The sequence below is a fragment of the Undibacterium sp. Ji22W genome (assembly GCF_049340305.1).
Taxonomy (GTDB): domain Bacteria; phylum Pseudomonadota; class Gammaproteobacteria; order Burkholderiales; family Burkholderiaceae_D; genus Undibacterium.
Genome location: NZ_JBMPOU010000004.1, coordinates 12,786 through 29,612, shown reverse-complemented (window position 1 = coordinate 29,612; position 16,827 = coordinate 12,786). Strand labels below are relative to the sequence as shown.

At 43.8% G+C, this 16,827-nt stretch carries 13 protein-coding genes; 10 read left to right on the top strand and 3 right to left on the bottom strand.

Annotated features, from left to right (window positions below):
* The first annotated feature begins 128 nt into the window (after nucleotides 1–128).
* Both ACO0KW_RS17735 and ACO0KW_RS17730 read left to right on the top strand, forming a co-directional pair.
* Complete coding sequence (locus tag ACO0KW_RS17735) at nucleotides 129–755, top strand: DUF47 domain-containing protein (RefSeq protein ID WP_423054708.1); 627 nt, start codon at nucleotides 129–131, stop codon at nucleotides 753–755.
* Between the two features lie 70 nt (nucleotides 756–825).
* Nucleotides 826–1,827 (top strand): inorganic phosphate transporter, encoded by a 1,002-nt coding sequence (locus ACO0KW_RS17730; RefSeq protein ID WP_423054707.1) that lies wholly within the window; start codon nucleotides 826–828, stop codon nucleotides 1,825–1,827.
* Between the two features lie 86 nt (nucleotides 1,828–1,913).
* On the opposite strand, the gene ACO0KW_RS17725 is transcribed toward ACO0KW_RS17730, so the two are convergent.
* The 3 genes from ACO0KW_RS17725 to ACO0KW_RS17715 all read right to left on the bottom strand — a co-directional run bounded on the left by ACO0KW_RS17725 (nucleotide 1,914) and on the right by ACO0KW_RS17715 (nucleotide 6,585).
* Nucleotides 1,914–2,672 carry a LytR/AlgR family response regulator transcription factor gene (locus tag ACO0KW_RS17725; RefSeq protein WP_423054706.1) on the bottom strand — a complete coding sequence of 253 codons (759 nt, stop codon included), beginning with the start codon at nucleotides 2,670–2,672 and terminating at the stop codon, nucleotides 1,914–1,916.
* Nucleotides 2,673–2,706: 34 nt separating this feature from the next.
* The gene (locus ACO0KW_RS17720; protein WP_423054705.1) at nucleotides 2,707–4,029 is read right to left on the bottom strand and encodes a sensor histidine kinase; all 1,323 of its coding nucleotides are present in this window, start codon (nucleotides 4,027–4,029) and stop codon (nucleotides 2,707–2,709) included.
* Between the two features lie 333 nt (nucleotides 4,030–4,362).
* Nucleotides 4,363–6,585: a bifunctional diguanylate cyclase/phosphodiesterase gene (locus ACO0KW_RS17715; RefSeq protein WP_423054704.1), complete on the bottom strand. Its 2,223-nt coding sequence runs from the start codon at nucleotides 6,583–6,585 to the stop codon at nucleotides 4,363–4,365.
* A 258-nt stretch (nucleotides 6,586–6,843) separates the two neighbouring features.
* On the opposite strand from ACO0KW_RS17715, the gene aroC reads away from it, so the two are divergent.
* From aroC to truA, 8 genes are all read left to right on the top strand, one after another.
* Entirely contained in the window at nucleotides 6,844–7,923 is a 1,080-nt protein-coding gene (gene aroC / locus ACO0KW_RS17710; RefSeq protein ID WP_423054703.1) for a chorismate synthase, read from the top strand.
* Between the two features lie 276 nt (nucleotides 7,924–8,199).
* Complete coding sequence (gene leuC / locus ACO0KW_RS17705; RefSeq protein ID WP_423054702.1) at nucleotides 8,200–9,603, top strand: 3-isopropylmalate dehydratase large subunit; 1,404 nt, start codon at nucleotides 8,200–8,202, stop codon at nucleotides 9,601–9,603.
* A gap of 24 nt (nucleotides 9,604–9,627) precedes the next feature.
* The gene (locus tag ACO0KW_RS17700; protein ID WP_423054701.1) at nucleotides 9,628–9,759 is read left to right on the top strand and encodes an entericidin A/B family lipoprotein; all 132 of its coding nucleotides are present in this window, start codon (nucleotides 9,628–9,630) and stop codon (nucleotides 9,757–9,759) included.
* Nucleotides 9,760–9,761: 2 nt separating this feature from the next.
* Nucleotides 9,762–10,409, top strand: coding sequence for a 3-isopropylmalate dehydratase small subunit (gene leuD / locus ACO0KW_RS17695; RefSeq protein WP_423054700.1), 648 nt, complete (start codon nucleotides 9,762–9,764; stop codon nucleotides 10,407–10,409).
* 35 nt (nucleotides 10,410–10,444) lie between these two features.
* Nucleotides 10,445–11,515 (top strand): 3-isopropylmalate dehydrogenase, encoded by a 1,071-nt coding sequence (gene leuB, locus ACO0KW_RS17690; RefSeq protein WP_423054699.1) that lies wholly within the window; start codon nucleotides 10,445–10,447, stop codon nucleotides 11,513–11,515.
* 44 nt (nucleotides 11,516–11,559) lie between these two features.
* Nucleotides 11,560–12,687, top strand: a complete 1,128-nt coding sequence (gene asd, locus ACO0KW_RS17685) for an aspartate-semialdehyde dehydrogenase (RefSeq protein ID WP_423054987.1) — start codon at nucleotides 11,560–11,562, stop codon at nucleotides 12,685–12,687.
* Nucleotides 12,688–12,970: 283 nt separating this feature from the next.
* Complete coding sequence (locus ACO0KW_RS17680; RefSeq protein WP_423054698.1) at nucleotides 12,971–15,766, top strand: FimV/HubP family polar landmark protein; 2,796 nt, start codon at nucleotides 12,971–12,973, stop codon at nucleotides 15,764–15,766.
* A gap of 69 nt (nucleotides 15,767–15,835) precedes the next feature.
* A complete protein-coding gene (gene truA, locus ACO0KW_RS17675) occupies nucleotides 15,836–16,654 on the top strand; it encodes a tRNA pseudouridine(38-40) synthase TruA (protein WP_423054697.1) in 819 nt (272 codons plus the stop codon).
* Nucleotides 16,655–16,827: the final 173 nt, after the last annotated feature.

Below are 16,827 nucleotides of genomic sequence, written 5' to 3'. Positions count from 1 at the left end.
AATGTAATTGTTTTAAGTATTTTTTTATGGTTTTTTGCAGTAATCACTAAGTCAGATGATCTCCGCACTCCGGGTCTTTGGTGTGCAGAGGCTTATTATAAAAATTTTCTATTTTCAGGGAAATAAAAATGTTTGGACGATTAATGCCCACCGAGGGTAAATTTTTTGATCTTTTTAATCAGCACGCTGAATTGTGTGTGAAAGGTTCAAAAGAGATGGTCGCTTTGATGACTAATTTCGATGACTTGGAAATTCGGGTCCACGCGATCGAAGGTATCGAAAAGCAAGCTGATGCAGTGACATATGCGGCGATTGAATTGTTGCATAAGACTTTCATTACACCAATTGATCGTGATGATATCCATAAGTTGATTACTAAAATGGACGACATCTTGGATTTGCTCGAAGATGCGGCACAAACAATTTCTTTATATGATATTCGGGAAATTACGCCTGAAGCGCAGCGCTTGGCTGAGCTTTGCTTGGCTTGTGCATTGAAGGTCAAAGATGCGGTCGCACTTTTGCATAATATGGATAATTCACGTCAAATTTTGACTATTTGCGAAGAAATCGATCGTCTTGAATCCGATGCCGATCACGTGATGCGCGCAGCGATGTCAAAGTTGTTCCGTGATGAGCCAGACGTTCGTAACTTGATTAAATTAAAAGCGATCTACGAAATTCTCGAAACGGTGACGGATCGTTGTGAAGACGTGGCAAATATCATTGAAGGCATCATTGTTGAAAACGCGTAGTTTTCACCTATATCTTTTTTTGAATATTTTTGCTTGCTCTAAATAGAGCGAGTTCACGAAAGAATTTACTATGCATATAAGTCTATATGTCATCATTCTGTTGGTGACCTTGGCATTATTGTTTGATTTTATGAATGGTTTTCACGATGCAGCGAATGCGATTGCAACCGTGGTCTCCACCGGTGTTTTGAAGCCGGGGCAAGCAGTGGCAATGGCTGCTTTATTTAATGTATTGGCGTTTTTTGTATTTAATTTGTCCGTTGCGAAGACAATAGGTAAAGGAACGATCGATCCTACCATCATTGATCAATATGTGATTTTCGGTGCCTTAGTTGGTGCTATTTTCTGGAATCTCGTCACTTGGTACTTTGGGATCCCATCTTCATCATCTCACGCGCTCATTGGTGGTTTAATTGGTGCTGCGGTGGCGAAAGAAGGCACTGGTGCTTTGATTGGAACTGGCTTGTACAAGATCATTTTGTTTATTGTTCTTTCTCCTTTGTTGGGTTTTGTTTTGGGTGCACTGATGATGTTGGTCGTGTCGTGGATATTCGTTAAATCGACGCCTCTGAAAGTTGATAAATGGTTTCGTCGATTGCAGTTGGTCTCCGCATCTGCCTTTAGTTTGGGACATGGCGGAAATGATGCACAAAAAACGATGGCGATTATTTGGATGTTACTCATTGCTGCGGGATATTCAAATCCTGCAGATCCGTTGCCACCGTTGTGGGTCGTTTACTCGTGCTATGCCGCGATTGGATTAGGTACTTTGTTCGGTGGATGGCGTATTGTTAAGACCATGGGGCAAAAAATCACAAAATTGAAACCAGTTGGTGGATTTTGTGCTGAAAGTGCAGGTGCCTTAACTTTGCTATTTGCTAATATTTCAGGCATACCAGTCTCCACGACACATACCATTACTGGTGCTATTGTGGGTGTTGGATCTTCTCAAAAAATGTCCGCAGTACGTTGGGGGGTTGCAGGTAATATTGTTTGGGCTTGGGTTTTGACTATACCTGCATCAGCATTTGTCGCCGCGATTTCGTGGTGGGTAGGTACTAAAATTCTGTAATTCGTTCTCATAAAAAGAAAAATCCCAGGCGATTGGTCTGGGATTTTTTTTAGCCAACGCTTGCTGGCTGCGATATTGGATAAGCGTTACATTTGCTTAAACAAATGTACGAAACTGCGGCTTACTTCGAGTTTCTCAGTTAATCCTTTGATTTGCACTAAATGCCGTCCACGCATGTCCCGCACAACGCCTGAAATCGCCTTTGAATTAACTAAGGTTGAGCGATGAATTTGCCAGAATAAGTGTGGGTCTAATTCTTCTGCCAAATCACGTACTGGCTTGCGAATTAAAGCTTCATAGCTGGCAGTCTGTACCCGCGTATATTTCTCATCGGACTGGAAAAAAAGAATATCTTCAACCGGAATAAGGCGAAGTTCTTGACCGATCGACGCTTGTATCCACTGTAAATAATTTGGCTTGGGTGCTATTCCTAATTGCTTAGCTAATTGCGCGAGCATATTGCTCATGTCGTTCGGTTCGGTCGCCGTGTTTAATCGTATTTTTAGCCGATCTACTGTTTTTGCCAAGCGTTCTGTATCTGCTGGCTTTAACACGTAATCGACAGCGCCTTGATCAAAAGCTTCTACTGCATATTGATCATATGCCGTAATAAATACAATATGTGCCTTGGTGCCTATTTCTTTTGCAGCTTCTAATCCAGTTTTTGCAGGCATGCGAATATCCAAAAATGCCAGATCTGGTTTGAGCGTTTCAACTAACTGAATCGCTTCTTCGCCGTTCTTAGCTTCATCTAATATTTCCAATTCTGGCCAGACTTGCTGTAGTCTCAGGCGTAACTGATCACGCATCAGTCTTTCATCGTCAGCGATAATAGCGGTGGGCATATTTTTCTCTCAAATAGTCTTGTTCTGAAATTTTTTATTTGGCAATTTCGTAAGGTATCTCTATGGTAACGCAGACACCACTTGGTTGGTTAGGGGAAATTACCATTTGTGCTTTATCTTTGTAAATTAGTTTTAATCGTTCACGAATATTTTGCAAACCCAAGCCAGTGCCGTTGCTTGGCACCGCTCCGAATCCCAAGCCGTCATCACTCACTGTGACACGTAATTTGTCTTGCATCAGCTCCGCGCGAAATTGCAGAGTGCCACCCTCAGTTTTGACTTCCAAACCGTGTTTGATAGAATTTTCTACTAGTGACTGCAACATCATCGGGGGGAAACTGGCTTTGCGTAAATTGTCCGGCATAATGAAGTCAATATTCAAGCGTTCTTCCATGCGCATTTTTAAGAGTTCAAGGTAAGCCTTTACCATGTCAGCTTCACGTCCTAAATTCGTTTTTGTTGCGTTCTCTCGCATTTGTGGCAGCACCGCGCGCAAGTAGGCTATCAGACTTCTTTGCATCTTTGCTGCTCGTGGAGGATCGGTTTCAATTAGAAATTCGACAGAGGCTAACGTATTGAACAAGAAATGTGGTTCTACCTGCGCTTGCATCATTTGCATTTGCGCTTCGCTGACTTGTCGTAATAAAGATTCGCGTTCTGCTGTTGCGTTCGCTTGTTTGGCTTGCTCTTCGGCACGTACTTTGCCACCAAGCAGGGCTTTCATACCGAACAGACCAAATACTAATAGAAGTACAAAATTTTGAAACCAGCGTGATGATTTTGTCTTTTCTTCGTCGGTCGCCTCTGCGGCAGCATCTGCCGCTGCACGTTCCATCTCAGTACGAATTTCTCGAGCCAATTCCTTTGGGAGCTTGATATGTACGTCGTCCTTACCAAAAGTAATCCCAGGGAGCTCTGACCCCTTACTAGTTTCAGGTAAGCTACTGACCGCAGATTCTACTTTTGATGCAATATTTTCTTGATTTTCATCAACGACTTGCCAGCCAGCACTGTTGATGTCAACGCGCTTGTTACTACCGCTTTTCTCAGGAGTTTTAATGCGGATACCGGTATTGTCGATTTCAATTTTTTTGTCATCGATGGCAATACTATTGTTTGATGCGGGTGTGTTTTTCTTATTGTTCTTTACTACTTTTTTGACTTGCTTGGTTTCGTCAGGTGAGAAGAACGTATTTTGAATAATATCTGCGGATGCTAACAGAAGCACAGCAAATAAAAAGAATTTCCACCATGATAGTTTACTAACCCACGTCGCCGTTTTGTCGAAGGCGATATTGAGCCAGGTCAAAGTATTGCGCATGATCAGCTTGAGTGTTTCAATTGTTTTTGGATCCATGGCGATCAGTCATTTCTTGGTTATTGCAAATTTCAGCAGGAATTATTCGCCGTATCACATGTGATTTGCGTCTTGTTTGCACTGTAATGGAAAGAGGGTAGTGCTTGGGGGAAATTGCGATGAGCCGTCAGATTGTAGGTGTAGATTGAAGAATTGCCCGTTCAATTTTTGTTGCATAGGTCAGAGTCTAATTTGTAAAGAATTGTTCTCGTCAAATTAAGGCAACTCGGTTTGCATCATGAATCACTAATTATTGACCTACGAACTTATGATCGCGCACTGGATATAGGAGTTTTTCGTTCCGCCTGAAAAGTAGTTATTGCTGCTCCCGCTTCATTTTTTAGAAAGCCAGAGTCGTAAGTCTTCTCTCGTTAACGGTCTTGCATAGAGATAGCCTTGTGCAAGATGACAACCATACGACATGAGCGTATCGGCTTGTTGTTCAGTTTCTACCCCTTCAGCAATAACTTTGATATTGAGACTTTGACTTAATTGAACAATCATTTTTGCGATACTGCCGTCACTTGATTTGTCACCAATTTCATTAACAAATGCACGATCAATTTTCAGCTTATCAACATTTAATTTTTGTAGGTGGCTAAGTGATGAAAATCCAGTACCAAAATCGTCAATAGATACTTGTGCCCCAAGGCGTTTAATATGGTGCAAAGTTCGAATTAATAATTCAGGGTCGGTCATCGCCATCGACTCTGTAATTTCAAGTTCTACGCATTGTGCTGGTGCTTGCGTATCGAGCAAAGCGCTCTCCAAACTTTGTAAAAATAAGGGGTGAGAAAATTGTGCTTGCGATACATTAATTGCCATCTTGAAATCGCTAAAACCTAATTTATGCAATGCCACTAATTCGAAACAAGCACTGCGTAAAACCCATTCGCCAATATCAACGATCAAACCTGAGTATTCCGCAATTGGAATAAACTGATCTGGTGGTACAAATTGACCATCTTCAGTTTTCCAGCGTAGCAACGCCTCCGCTCCGACGGCTCGTTCAGTGCGCATGTCAATTTGAGGTTGGTAAACGACAAAAAGTCTTTCATTTTCAAATGCCGCACGCAAAGCGTGCATCATGCGAACGCGCTCACGAATTTCGACACCCATATCCAAAGTGAAATAGCTGAAAGAAGCGCGCTGATGTGATTTTGCACGTTTCAAGGCAATATTGGTGTCTTTTAAGGCGTCTGAACTTCCACCTTCATAATTTCCGAGTCGTACCAATCCGATGGTTGAAGATAACTGCACGTCTTGCTGATCTACATTAAATGGCAGTTGAAATACGCCCGAAATATTGTCTGGATTAACTAAGTCTTCGTGTCCTAGCAACGCAAAAGTGTCACCGCCAACTCGTGCTAGATGACAATTTGTGCCAAATTGTGTCAGTAATCGTCTGGCGACGGCACAGAGCAGTAGATCGCCGAATTGGTGGCCTAACGCATCGTTTGTTTCAGCAAAATGATCAATGTCGATCAACGAAAGGACAGTTTTTGCTTTGTCAGACGAAATAAGCGTTTCATTTAATGTCTGAAGGAGTTTTAGCCTATTAGCCAAACCAGTCAGCGGATCAAAGTAGGCATATTTATGTAATCGAGAGGTCAACATGACATTGTTGAGACCGACCGCGACGTTGCTACAAAATACTTCTATCAAGCGCTTATCTAGTTCATTGAGTGGAGTTTGCAGAAATACGCAAACGCTACGTTGTCCTAAATTTTCAAAAAACAAGACTGTCGCCGAGGAGCGGTGTGTGCTCTTTTTTGTGTCAAGACTTTCCTGAATCATTTCAAGAATTTCAGGCACATCAATATTCAATACCTTTTGTTCAATCAATGACGTAAAACTATAGCTTCCGGCAATGATATTGAATTCGGCTACATTGCTGGAATTGCTGTCCTCATTGGAGCTACAAACCATTCCCTCAATTTTTCGTCCGAGAAGAATGACAATTTGTTGAAGAACACCAGCCGCGAAATTTTGCATGCCCTTTTGTGACATTAATTCTGTGCTTGCATTAACAATGAGTTCTAGGCCGCGTTGATTTGCGGTGATTGCACAGATTTGTTCGTACGAGCGAATTGCTGATGTCACTGTGGTGTATAGCTTGGTGCGGGTCAGTTCGGACTTGGTCTTGTAATCGTTAATGTCGTAATCGCGGATTGCGTCGATTTCCGGCGCATATCCAGGTTGACCGGTCCGTAGGATAATGCGAACGTCATGCAGACCTAAAGTCTTACGTACGTAATTAACTAGTGTAAGTCCAGCATCTTCTTGTTCCATCACTACATCAAGCAAGATTACGGCAATATTGGACTCATGAGCGAGAATTTCTCTGGCTTCGGTAGCGGAGTAGGCGTGCAAAAAGCTTAATGACCGATTTTGAATTTCGAGATTGCCTAGTGCAAACATCGTCGCAGAGTGGACATCTGGATCATCGTCAATAATCATTACGCGCCAATTTGGTTGTGGCGTATGGGTATCGGCTAAGTGGTCTCCACTTAATTCATCCATGAAGACCAGAGCATCGTCATTGGCATGATTCATTTCGCTCATCTGTGTTCAAGCTCCAGTGGAGGTGGCAATATTTTTGGTAACTTATTTTGCATTTTCATCGATTGGTCGTGATGAGTGTTTCTCCAGTATAAAACAACTAGTGATAAATAAACTGTTGGTTTGGTGCAAATGTTCAGTTTAATTTGTTTTTTTCATGGATTCCCTCTGAGTTTATGTTGTAGAACTCTGAAGATTCGAGTTAACGCTGATAAAATGTACTTAATTTTTATATTTTTATAGCGAAAAGATATGTCTGGAAATACCTTTGGTACCTTGTTTACAGTAACGACTTTTGGTGAGTCTCATGGTCCAGCGATTGGTTGCATCATTGACGGTTGCCCTCCTGGATTAGAATTAAGTGAAGTAGATATTCAACCCGAGTTGGATAGACGTAAGCCTGGCACTTCGCGTCATGTGACACAGCGTCAAGAGGCTGACCGGGTTGAAATTTTGTCAGGCGTGTATGAAGGTAAGACTACCGGCACGCCAATTGCGCTGCTAATACGTAACGAGGATCAACGTAGCAAAGATTATGGAAATATTGTTGAAACCTTCCGACCGGGTCACGCTGATTTCACGTATTGGAATAAATACGGTATCCGGGATCCCCGTGGTGGCGGTCGCTCATCTGCCAGATTGACTGCGCCAGTGGTTGGTGCTGCGGCAATAGCAAAAAAGTGGTTATTTCAGAAATTTGGTACGACATTTAATGGCGGGATGACTCAGCTCGGCGATATAGCGATTCCGTTTTCGTCCTGGGAGTTTACCGCGCAGAATCCCTTTTTTGCACCGACAAATGATGCTGACGTAATTGCAAATTTGGAGTCTTATATGGACAAACTGCGCAAAGATGGTGATTCTATTGGTGCTCGTATTGATGTCGTGGCCAATAATGTGCCTGTTGGCTTAGGTGAACCTATTTATGATAAGTTAGATGCAGAGATTGCTTTCGCAATGATGGGGATTAATGCCGTCAAGGGGGTGGAGATAGGTGCGGGTTTCGCGTCAATAGCTCAGCGGGGCTCCGAGCACGGTGATGAAATTACGGAAGATGGTTTTCAAAGTAATAATTCTGGCGGCATCTTAGGTGGCATTTCAACTGGACAGGAAATCCGTGTTTCAATGGCGATTAAGCCAACATCATCAATACGCACTCCAAAACGCTCTATAGATAAACTTGGCAATCCAGTAATGGTAGAAACCTTTGGTCGCCACGATCCTTGTGTTGGTATTCGTGCGACCCCAATCGCTGAGGCAATGTTGGCTTTGGTGTTAATGGATCATGCATTGCGCCATCGTGCACAATGTGCGGATGTGCAGGTGAATTGACTTTTCGATTTCGTGTGACTTTCAAGGCTCCAATAAATGAAGTGAAATTTCCATTTTCACTTCATTTTTGATAAAAATTTACCAAACAATAAACGGTGGTTTGTCTGGATAATGGTAATTTTTGGATTTATGTTTTGTAAAAATCAAATTCATTGAATTTTATTTTGCTAATTTGGTTCTGAAAAAAATGGTTTAGACGGTTTTGCGCTGCACAATTGTGGCATAATCGAAAGCTGATTTTCAGCTTTATGAATTCTTTAATTTCAGGCACCGATTATGGCCAAAACGCTTTACGACAAACTTTGGGAATCCCACGTAGTTCACACAGAAGATGACGGGACATCGATACTCTACATCGATCGTCATCTGTTGCATGAAGTCACCAGCCCCCAAGCATTTGAAGGCTTGAAACTAGCGGGGCGCCAACCGTGGCGCGTCTCTGCAAATCTAGTAGTAGCGGATCACAATGTTCCAACTACCAATCGTCAAGATGGCATAGCCGATCCGATTTCGCGCTTGCAGGTAGAAACGCTAGATGCGAATGCCAAACAATACGGTTTAACTTATTTCGCCATGAATGATTTGCGTCAGGGTATCGTGCATGTGATTGGGCCTGAACAAGGCGCGACATTGCCGGGTATGACAGTCGTTTGTGGTGATTCGCATACTTCAACTCATGGGGCATTCGGTTGTCTCGCACATGGTATCGGCACCTCTGAAGTTGAGCACGTTCTGGCTACGCAAACTTTGTTGGCAAAAAAATCAAAAGCAATGCTGATTCGTGTCGATGGTGATACGCCGCCTGGCGTGACTGCGAAAGATATTGTGTTGGCGATTATTGGCAAAATCGGTACCGCAGGCGGTACTGGTTATGCGATTGAATTTGCAGGTGCAGCAATTGAGCGATTGACGATGGAAGGTCGAATGACAGTCTGTAATATGGCAATTGAGGCGGGGGCGCGTGCCGGCATGATTGCCGTTGATCAAACGACCATTGACTACGTTCAAGGTCGTCCACTTAGTCCAACTGGTGTCGATTGGGATAAAGCGTTAAATTATTGGCGTACCTTGCACTCGGATGCAGAAGCTCAGTTTGATACTGTAGTGACTTTGTCGGCTGAAGATATACGCCCTCAAGTTACCTGGGGAACCTCTCCTGAAATGGTGGTGGCGATTGATGGGCAAACACCAGATCCCTTAGCTGAACAAGATGCTGTTAAACGCGATGCAATCGAGAAGGCGCTTGCTTATATGGATTTGCGTCCGAATATGCCTATCAGCGAGATTCAGATTGATAAAGTATTTATCGGATCTTGCACCAATTCTCGGATTGAAGATTTGCGAGCGGCTGCCAAGGTTGTTGCGGGTAAAATGCGTGCAGCAACTGTCAAGTTGGCGATGGTAGTGCCAGGTTCCGGCTTGGTAAAAAAACAAGCCGAGGAAGAAGGTTTGGATAAGATTTTTATCGATGCAGGATTTGAATGGCGTGAACCTGGTTGCTCGATGTGTTTGGCGATGAATGCCGATCGACTAGAACCGGGTGAACGATGTGCTTCAACATCGAATCGCAATTTTGAAGGTCGTCAGGGGCAGGGTGGACGTACCCATCTTGTTTCTCCGGAGATGGCTGCCGCAGCAGGAATCGCAGGTCATTTCGTCGACGTGCGCACCTTTGCATAAATAACTCATGAATGGAAAATGAAAATGAAAAAATTAACGGCACTTTTTACTCTATCCATGATTCTGCTGGGATTGGCAGGTTGCAACACAATTCAAGGTATCGGTAAAGATGTGAAAAAAGCCGGTGAAGTTGTCGAAAGCGCTGGGAAAAAATAGTCATGAATAAATTTACTTTGTTCGATGGATTGGTCGCACCGTTAGATCGTGCGAATGTCGACACTGATGCGATCATTCCTAAGCAATTTTTGAAGTCGATTAAACGCACTGGCTTCGGGCCTAACTTGTTTGATGAATGGCGTTATTTGGATCATGGTGAGCCTGGTGTTGATAATAGTGGGCGCCCATTGAATCCTGATTTCGTGTTGAATCAAGCTCGCTATCAAGGTGCATCGATCTTATTGGCGCGCAAGAATTTTGGCTGCGGATCTTCGCGTGAACATGCACCTTGGGCGCTCGATCAATTTGGATTTCGTGTGATTATCGCGCCAAGTTTTGCTGATATCTTCTTCAATAACTGCTTCAAGAATGGACTGTTGCCTATCGTCTTAAGTGAAGAAATCGTTGATGGCCTGTTCAATCAAGTACGTGCGAACGAAGGATTTGAGCTGACAATTGATTTGGAAGCGCAACAAGTTATTTCAAAAAGCACTGGTGAATCGTTTTCTTTTGATGTTGATGCTTTCCGTAAATACTGCCTGATGAATGGCTTAGATGATATTGGTTTGACTTTGGTTCATGCCGAAAAAATCAAGACATTTGAAGCTGCTCATATCAAGGCGCAACCTTGGCTGGCGGCAGTGATTTAAATATTTAATCAGTTTAATCTTACATAAGTTCAAGCATGAAAATTGCCATTTTGCCGGGTGACGGTATTGGTCCTGAAATCGTTGATCAGGCCGTTAAAGTTTTAAAAGTTTTGGGTGAGTCCTTTGAAATGGAATTCGCACCTGTTGGTGGTGCCGGATATGAAGCAGCGGGGCATCCGCTGCCAGAAGCGACGCTGAAATTAGCACAAGATGCAGACGCCGTGTTGTTTGGAGCAGTTGGTGATTGGAAGTACGATAGTCTTGATCGACCATTGCGTCCTGAGCAGGCAATTTTAGGTCTGCGTAAAAACCTAAATCTATTTGCCAATTTACGTCCAGCGATTTTGTATCCGGAATTGGCCGGTGCGTCGACCTTGAAGCCGGAAGTAGTTTCTGGTTTGGATATTTTGATTATTCGTGAATTGACTGGCGACATTTACTTTGGCCAACCACGCGGTGTGCGCGAATGTCCCGATGGTCCATTCAAAGGTCAGCGTGAAGGTTTTGATACGATGCGCTACGCGGAAGGCGAAATTCGTCGCATCGCGCACGTTGCGTTTCAAGCGGCACGTAAACGTGATAAACGTCTGACTAGTGTGGATAAGGCCAACGTGCTAGAGACTTTCCAATTTTGGAAAGACATCATGATTGATGTGCATAAAGAATATCCTGATGTCGCTTTGGATCACATGTACGTTGATAATGCGGCTATGCAATTAGTGCGCGCGCCGAAGAAGTTTGACGTGATGGTAACGGGAAATATGTTTGGTGATATTTTGTCAGATGCCGCCGCGATGTTGACGGGCTCAATCGGGATGTTACCGTCCGCCTCTTTGGATGCGAACAATAAAGGTTTGTATGAGCCGTCGCATGGTTCTGCGCCGGATATCGCTGGTAAAGGCATTGCCAATCCACTGGCTACAATTTTGTCCGCTGCAATGATGTTGCGCTACTCTTTAGGAAAAGCCGAGCAGGCTGATCGTATTGAAGCTGCTGTGAAAAAAGTGTTGACCCAAGGCTTGCGTACGCCAGATATTTTCGAAGTTGGCTGCACCAAAGTTGGCACCTCTGAAATGGGTGATGCAGTGGTGAGTGCGTTAGGTTGATTTTTATGTGAAACAGGGAGACCTGTAATTTTTAGGGAAAGATGATGAAACTAGTTGGTTTGGTCGGTTGGCGTGGAATGGTTGGTTCGGTCCTCATGCAGCGTATGCAGGAAGAGGGCGATTTTGCTCATATAGAACCAGTGTTTTTTTCAACTTCTAACACCGGTGGCGCAGCGCCAACGATGGCGAAGAATGAAAAGACGTTGAAAGACGCAAATGATATTGACGCATTGAAAAAATGCGACATTATTATTACCTGCCAAGGCGGTGACTATACCTCTGAAATTTTCCCTAAATTGCGTGCTGCCGGTTGGAATGGGTTTTGGATTGATGCGGCATCTACGTTACGTATGGAAAACGACGCGATTATCGTTCTCGATCCTGTTAATTTGGACGTGATTAAGAGTGCATTAAGTCGTGGTGTGAAGAATTATGTTGGCGGTAATTGCACCGTTTCTTGTATGTTAATGGGCTTGGGCGGTCTGTTTCAGCATGGCTTGGTGGAGTGGATGTCTTCGATGACATACCAAGCAGCATCTGGCGGCGGTGCTCAGCATATGCGTGAATTGTTGACGCAATTTGGTTCGATTAATGCGGAAGTAAAAGCATTGCTTGATGACCCAGCTGCGGCAATCTTAGAAATTGACCGCAAGGTTTTGGCGAAACAGCATAATTTCAGTTCGGACGAGACCAAACAATTTGGCGTACCTTTGGCTGGCAATTTGATTCCTTGGATTGACAAAGATTTGCATAATGGCGTTTCCAAAGAAGAGTGGAAAGCTGGCGCTGAGACAAATAAAATTCTTGGACTGGGCGAAGCATTCGGTTCTAAAGCGATTCCAGTGGATGGCTTATGTGTACGTATCGGCGCTATGCGCTGTCACTCACAGGCTTTGACAATCAAACTTACCAAAGATGTGCCACTAGACGAAATTACCGATATGCTCGCGCAAAATAATCCGTGGGCGAAAGTCGTGCCAAATACACGTGAAGATTCTATGCGTGATTTGACGCCTGCTGCGGTTACTGGTGGCTTGACGATTCCAGTTGGACGTTTACGTAAGATGCAGATGGGCGGTGATTACCTGTCTGCATTTACAGTAGGTGATCAATTGTTGTGGGGGGCAGCTGAACCTTTACGTCGCATGTTGCGTATTTTGATCGAGAAATAGATTCTATTTAAATGGATTGATAGTGAAAAAAAGGAATGAATTTCATTCCTTTTTTTTATCTATTCATTTGTGAATTGTAGAAATTGTCTAGCGGTAACAACGAAATGGCTGTGAAAGTCGTATTTCGGCTCTTAATGTATTTACCATATCTAGAATTCACGTTAAGCTTGCGCGACAAGTTGGGTAATGTTATCTTCAATTAACATACCTTTCGTTTGTGCAATTTTCCACTCATGAGTTGTGAAAATTGTATTGACCAAATTTCCCAGGAAATGTTCTAAAAATGCATAATTACAAACGCTTACCGATAAGTTTTTTGGGACGTAACGTGCTGAAAGCCGCCGCCTTATCTTCCTTACTTGTCTTTTCAAATGCATATGCGACTGGGCTTGGAAAGTTAACGGTGCTCTCGTCCCTTGGACAGCCGCTGCGAGCCGAGATTGAGTTGACTTCTCCAAATAAAGAAGAAATAAATTCTTTAGTGCCTAAAGTTGCTTCAATTGAAGCTTTCCGGCAAGCGAACATTGAGTTTAATCCAGCATTATTATCCTTGAGGTTTGCAGTTGAGCAGCGCGGTAATTCTTATATTATTCGGGTGACGTCAACGCAGGCGATGAACGAACCATGGGTTGACTTCTTACTGGAAATGAATGCTAGCAATGGTAAGTTAGTCCGTGAATATACATTCTTGCTTGATCCTGCAGAGCTCGCAAATAGCCAATCAGCGCAAATCGCCAATCCAAATGTTGCGGCTGGAAAACAAGTAATTCAAACGCAACCAGCAGCGCAAGAATCCAGAGGGAAAATTGCACCCGCTAATGCTGAAGTAAAGATAAGCAAGCGTGCGTCTGAAAAAAGTACCACTGCAGCAAGTAACGAAGGAAGTCAATATCAGGTAAAGCCAGGGGATACATTGATGCGAATTGCATCTGCTAACCTGAGCGGTGTTTCGTTGGATCAGATGCTCGTTAGTATCTATCGTGCGAATCCTCAGGCATTTGTTGGCGATAATATGAACCGTCTAAAAGCAGGTCAGATTTTGACGATTCCAGATGCTGAAACGGCGAGGGCAAACGCGGGCAATGATGCGCACTTAGTGGTGCAAACGCATTCGGCCAACTTTAATGCTTACCGCAATAAATTGGCTGGTCAAGTTTTGACAGCCCCTTCTGAAACTGTTGCACAAAAAAAACAAGCAGCTAGTGGCGCGATTACTGCCAAAGTTAAAGAGGTTCCGACTGCTGCCAACGAGGCAATAGATAAGTTGAAACTCTCCAAAGTCGCAGAAGCTAATGGCAAGAAATTGCCAGCGAAAGGCTTAACCGAAGAAGATAGAATTGCCAAAGATAAAGCATTAGCCGAAGCCAATGCACGAATAAAAGAATTAGAAAAAAATGCCAGTGAGATGAATAAACTCTTGGCGATGCCTGCGAAAAGCTCAGTTGCGCAAGCTTCTGTTCCAAGTGCTAGCGCCGCTGCGTCTAAGACTGGTCAGAAACCTGTTGAAGTACCAGTTGCATCTAAGCCAGCTTTGGCTTCAGCGGTCGCAAGTGTTTCAGCTTCAGCTTCAACTGTTGCGAGTGCAAGTGCAAGTGCGAGTGCGAGTGCGAGTGCGGCAAAACCTGAATCTGCTTCTGCGAGCTCAAAGTCGACCGCTTCAGCTAGTGTCGATGCAACAAGTGCTGCCAGTGTGGCGAGTGCATCAAAACCGAAGCGACCTCCACCGCCACCAGCACCAGTAGAGGAAGAATCTAGCTGGTTTGACTCTAAGTATTTGATTGCTGCTGGATTGTTAGCGGCCATTGGCGGTGCCATAGGTGTTTATTCTTCGCGTAAGAAGAAAGTTTCACATCAATTCGAAGATAGTATTTTGACGGGCTCTAGCTTGAAGGCAAACTCGATGTTTGGCTCAACAGGTGGTCAAAGTGTCGATACCAATAATAGTGTCTTTAACTCAAATTTCGCCCCATCGGCTAGTCAGTTGGACGCGAATGAAGTTGACCCTGTTGCCGAGGCGGATGTGTATATAGCCTATGGTCGCGACTCACAAGCTGAAGAAATCTTGAAAGAAGCATTGCGGACCCAGCCTGATCGTCATGCGGTGCGTCTTAAATTGTTGGAAATTTATTTTGGTCGGAAGGACTTGCGTTCGTTTGAGTTGTTTGCTGGCGAGCTATATGGGATGACGCGCGGAGAGGGTGAAGAGTGGGGGCAAGCTGCTTCCATGGGCATTTCTCTTGATCCAAATAATCCTTTATACGCCGGTGCTAGCGCGCAAGTAGAAGCTTATGCAAGCAGTGCTTTGGGGCAACCAACGCAGCCGTTGGAAGATTTAGATCCAGACGCCTTGCTTGAAAATTCTTTGTCGGAAGATATGCTTGATTCTATTAGTATTATCGATACTGCGTCGGCACTATCTGATGATACTTTCGGTGCCTCTGATAAACAAAAGGCGGATGCTGGATTGGGAAATCAAGCTGATTTCTCTCTAGACGAAGGTTTGGACTTTGATTTGGACATTTCGGAAAAGACCGAGGAACAAGAAGAGTTTCCATTGACTCTTCCAGAAATGGATGCGGTCAGCTTAATTAAACCTACACAGGATGAGCCCATGCCTGTGATTGATTTTGGTTCGATTGATTTTGATCTTGGCGGTGACGCAAAGCAGGACGCTGCAGCGGTCGATAAAGATAAGCAAGAGATTGTTTCTGAGCCCGTTCAATTAGAAACAAGAACCGCTGAATCCAATGAGGATGAGTTTGATTTGGGCTCTTTGGATTTTGATATGGGGGATGATCAACCTGCGCCTGTGGTTCATACACCTCTGCTGGTAAACGATGAAGTTGAGTTGAATTTCGGGGTCGATACATCTGAAAATCTGTCTAGTGGAGCTGCGTTGCCAGATGTCGAAGAGATTTCTCCTTATAATGCTGAAATGGCGACCAAGCTTGATTTGGCAGTAGCGTACCGGGAGATTGGTGATAAAGAGGGTGCAAGAGAATTACTAGATGAGGTTATAAAAGGTGGTTCAGCTGAGCAAATTGAGAAAGCTCGTAAGATGCTTGAGCAATTAGCTTAGTTCGAAGTTGTCAGTTCAAAGGGGCGCAGCAATTTGCTGCGCCCATTTTTATTTTGAGTGCAGTGATCGATGATGTTAAAAAGAGTGATCTTAGGTGTTGAGTATCAAGGTACCCATTATCAAGGCTGGCAAACTCAGCCAAGCGGCAATACTGTGCAGGACGTATTAGAATTGGCTTTGAATAAGTTTGCGAAGCATCCAATTCAAACCGTTTGCGCTGGTCGCACTGATGCTGGCGTCCATGCATTGGAACAGATCGTACACTTTGACACTGAATTGAACCGTGAAATGTATTCGTGGGTAAACGGCGTTAATGCATTTTTGCCAGCAGATATTGCTGTCAGGTGGGCTAAACAAATTCCTGTAGATATTCAAGATCAGCATGCATTCCATGCCCGATTTAGTGCGTATTCTCGTACATATCATTATTTTTTATATAATGCAAAAATCAGGTCTCCATTATGGGCTGATCGAGCTGGTTGGTTCTTTAGACCACTGAAGGTCGAGTTAATGCGTGAAGCAGCAAATTATTTGATTGGTGAACATGACTTCACAGTGTTTCGTGCTGCTGGTTGTCAGGCCAAAACACCGATAAAGCATATGTATGAAGTAAAAATTCGGCAACAAGGCGATTTAATTGTCTTTAGTCTCAGGGCGAATGCTTTTTTGCATCACATGGTCAGAAATATCGTTGGATCTTTAATTTTCGTTGGCATGGGTAAGCGCGAACCTGACTGGATTGCAAGCCTGATATCTGCAAAAGATCGTAGCCTATCCGCACCTACTTTCATGCCTGACGGACTTTACCTAGCAAAAATAGATTATGACAAAAAATGGGGCTTGCCCGATGCAACAAATGAGAATCTTCCGTATGACATGACATTTTAGTTTATCGTCTAAGTGTTACTGCCGGCAGGAGGTTGCGACGCCTTTCCTAGAGCATTTTCCCATTGCTTGAAGGAATTTAGGACAGCCAGAGGTGAAATCCGGTAAAATGTCGTTTTTGCATAACCCAAATATGAGGCGCTCGCCTGGGAATTTGCCCGGTAGTAGGCGCCTTT

What these genes read in the sequence shown, in the direction of transcription:
- ACO0KW_RS17720 (WP_423054705.1), bottom strand. Translation starts at nt 4,029, where the DNA reads ATGGATCCAAAAACAATTGAAACACTCAAGCTGATCATGCGCAATACT.
- asd (WP_423054987.1), top strand. Translation starts at nt 11,560, where the DNA reads ATGAAACTAGTTGGTTTGGTCGGTTGGCGTGGAATGGTTGGTTCGGTC.
- aroC (WP_423054703.1), top strand. Translation starts at nt 6,844, where the DNA reads ATGTCTGGAAATACCTTTGGTACCTTGTTTACAGTAACGACTTTTGGT.
- truA (WP_423054697.1), top strand. Translation starts at nt 15,836, where the DNA reads ATGATGTTAAAAAGAGTGATCTTAGGTGTTGAGTATCAAGGTACCCAT.
- leuB (WP_423054699.1), top strand. Translation starts at nt 10,445, where the DNA reads ATGAAAATTGCCATTTTGCCGGGTGACGGTATTGGTCCTGAAATCGTT.
- ACO0KW_RS17730 (WP_423054707.1), top strand. Translation starts at nt 826, where the DNA reads ATGCATATAAGTCTATATGTCATCATTCTGTTGGTGACCTTGGCATTA.
- ACO0KW_RS17700 (WP_423054701.1), top strand. Translation starts at nt 9,628, where the DNA reads ATGAAAAAATTAACGGCACTTTTTACTCTATCCATGATTCTGCTGGGA.
- leuC (WP_423054702.1), top strand. Translation starts at nt 8,200, where the DNA reads ATGGCCAAAACGCTTTACGACAAACTTTGGGAATCCCACGTAGTTCAC.
- ACO0KW_RS17725 (WP_423054706.1), bottom strand. Translation starts at nt 2,672, where the DNA reads ATGCCCACCGCTATTATCGCTGACGATGAAAGACTGATGCGTGATCAG.
- leuD (WP_423054700.1), top strand. Translation starts at nt 9,762, where the DNA reads ATGAATAAATTTACTTTGTTCGATGGATTGGTCGCACCGTTAGATCGT.
- ACO0KW_RS17735 (WP_423054708.1), top strand. Translation starts at nt 129, where the DNA reads ATGTTTGGACGATTAATGCCCACCGAGGGTAAATTTTTTGATCTTTTT.
- ACO0KW_RS17715 (WP_423054704.1), bottom strand. Translation starts at nt 6,585, where the DNA reads ATGAATCATGCCAATGACGATGCTCTGGTCTTCATGGATGAATTAAGT.
- ACO0KW_RS17680 (WP_423054698.1), top strand. Translation starts at nt 12,971, where the DNA reads ATGCATAATTACAAACGCTTACCGATAAGTTTTTTGGGACGTAACGTG.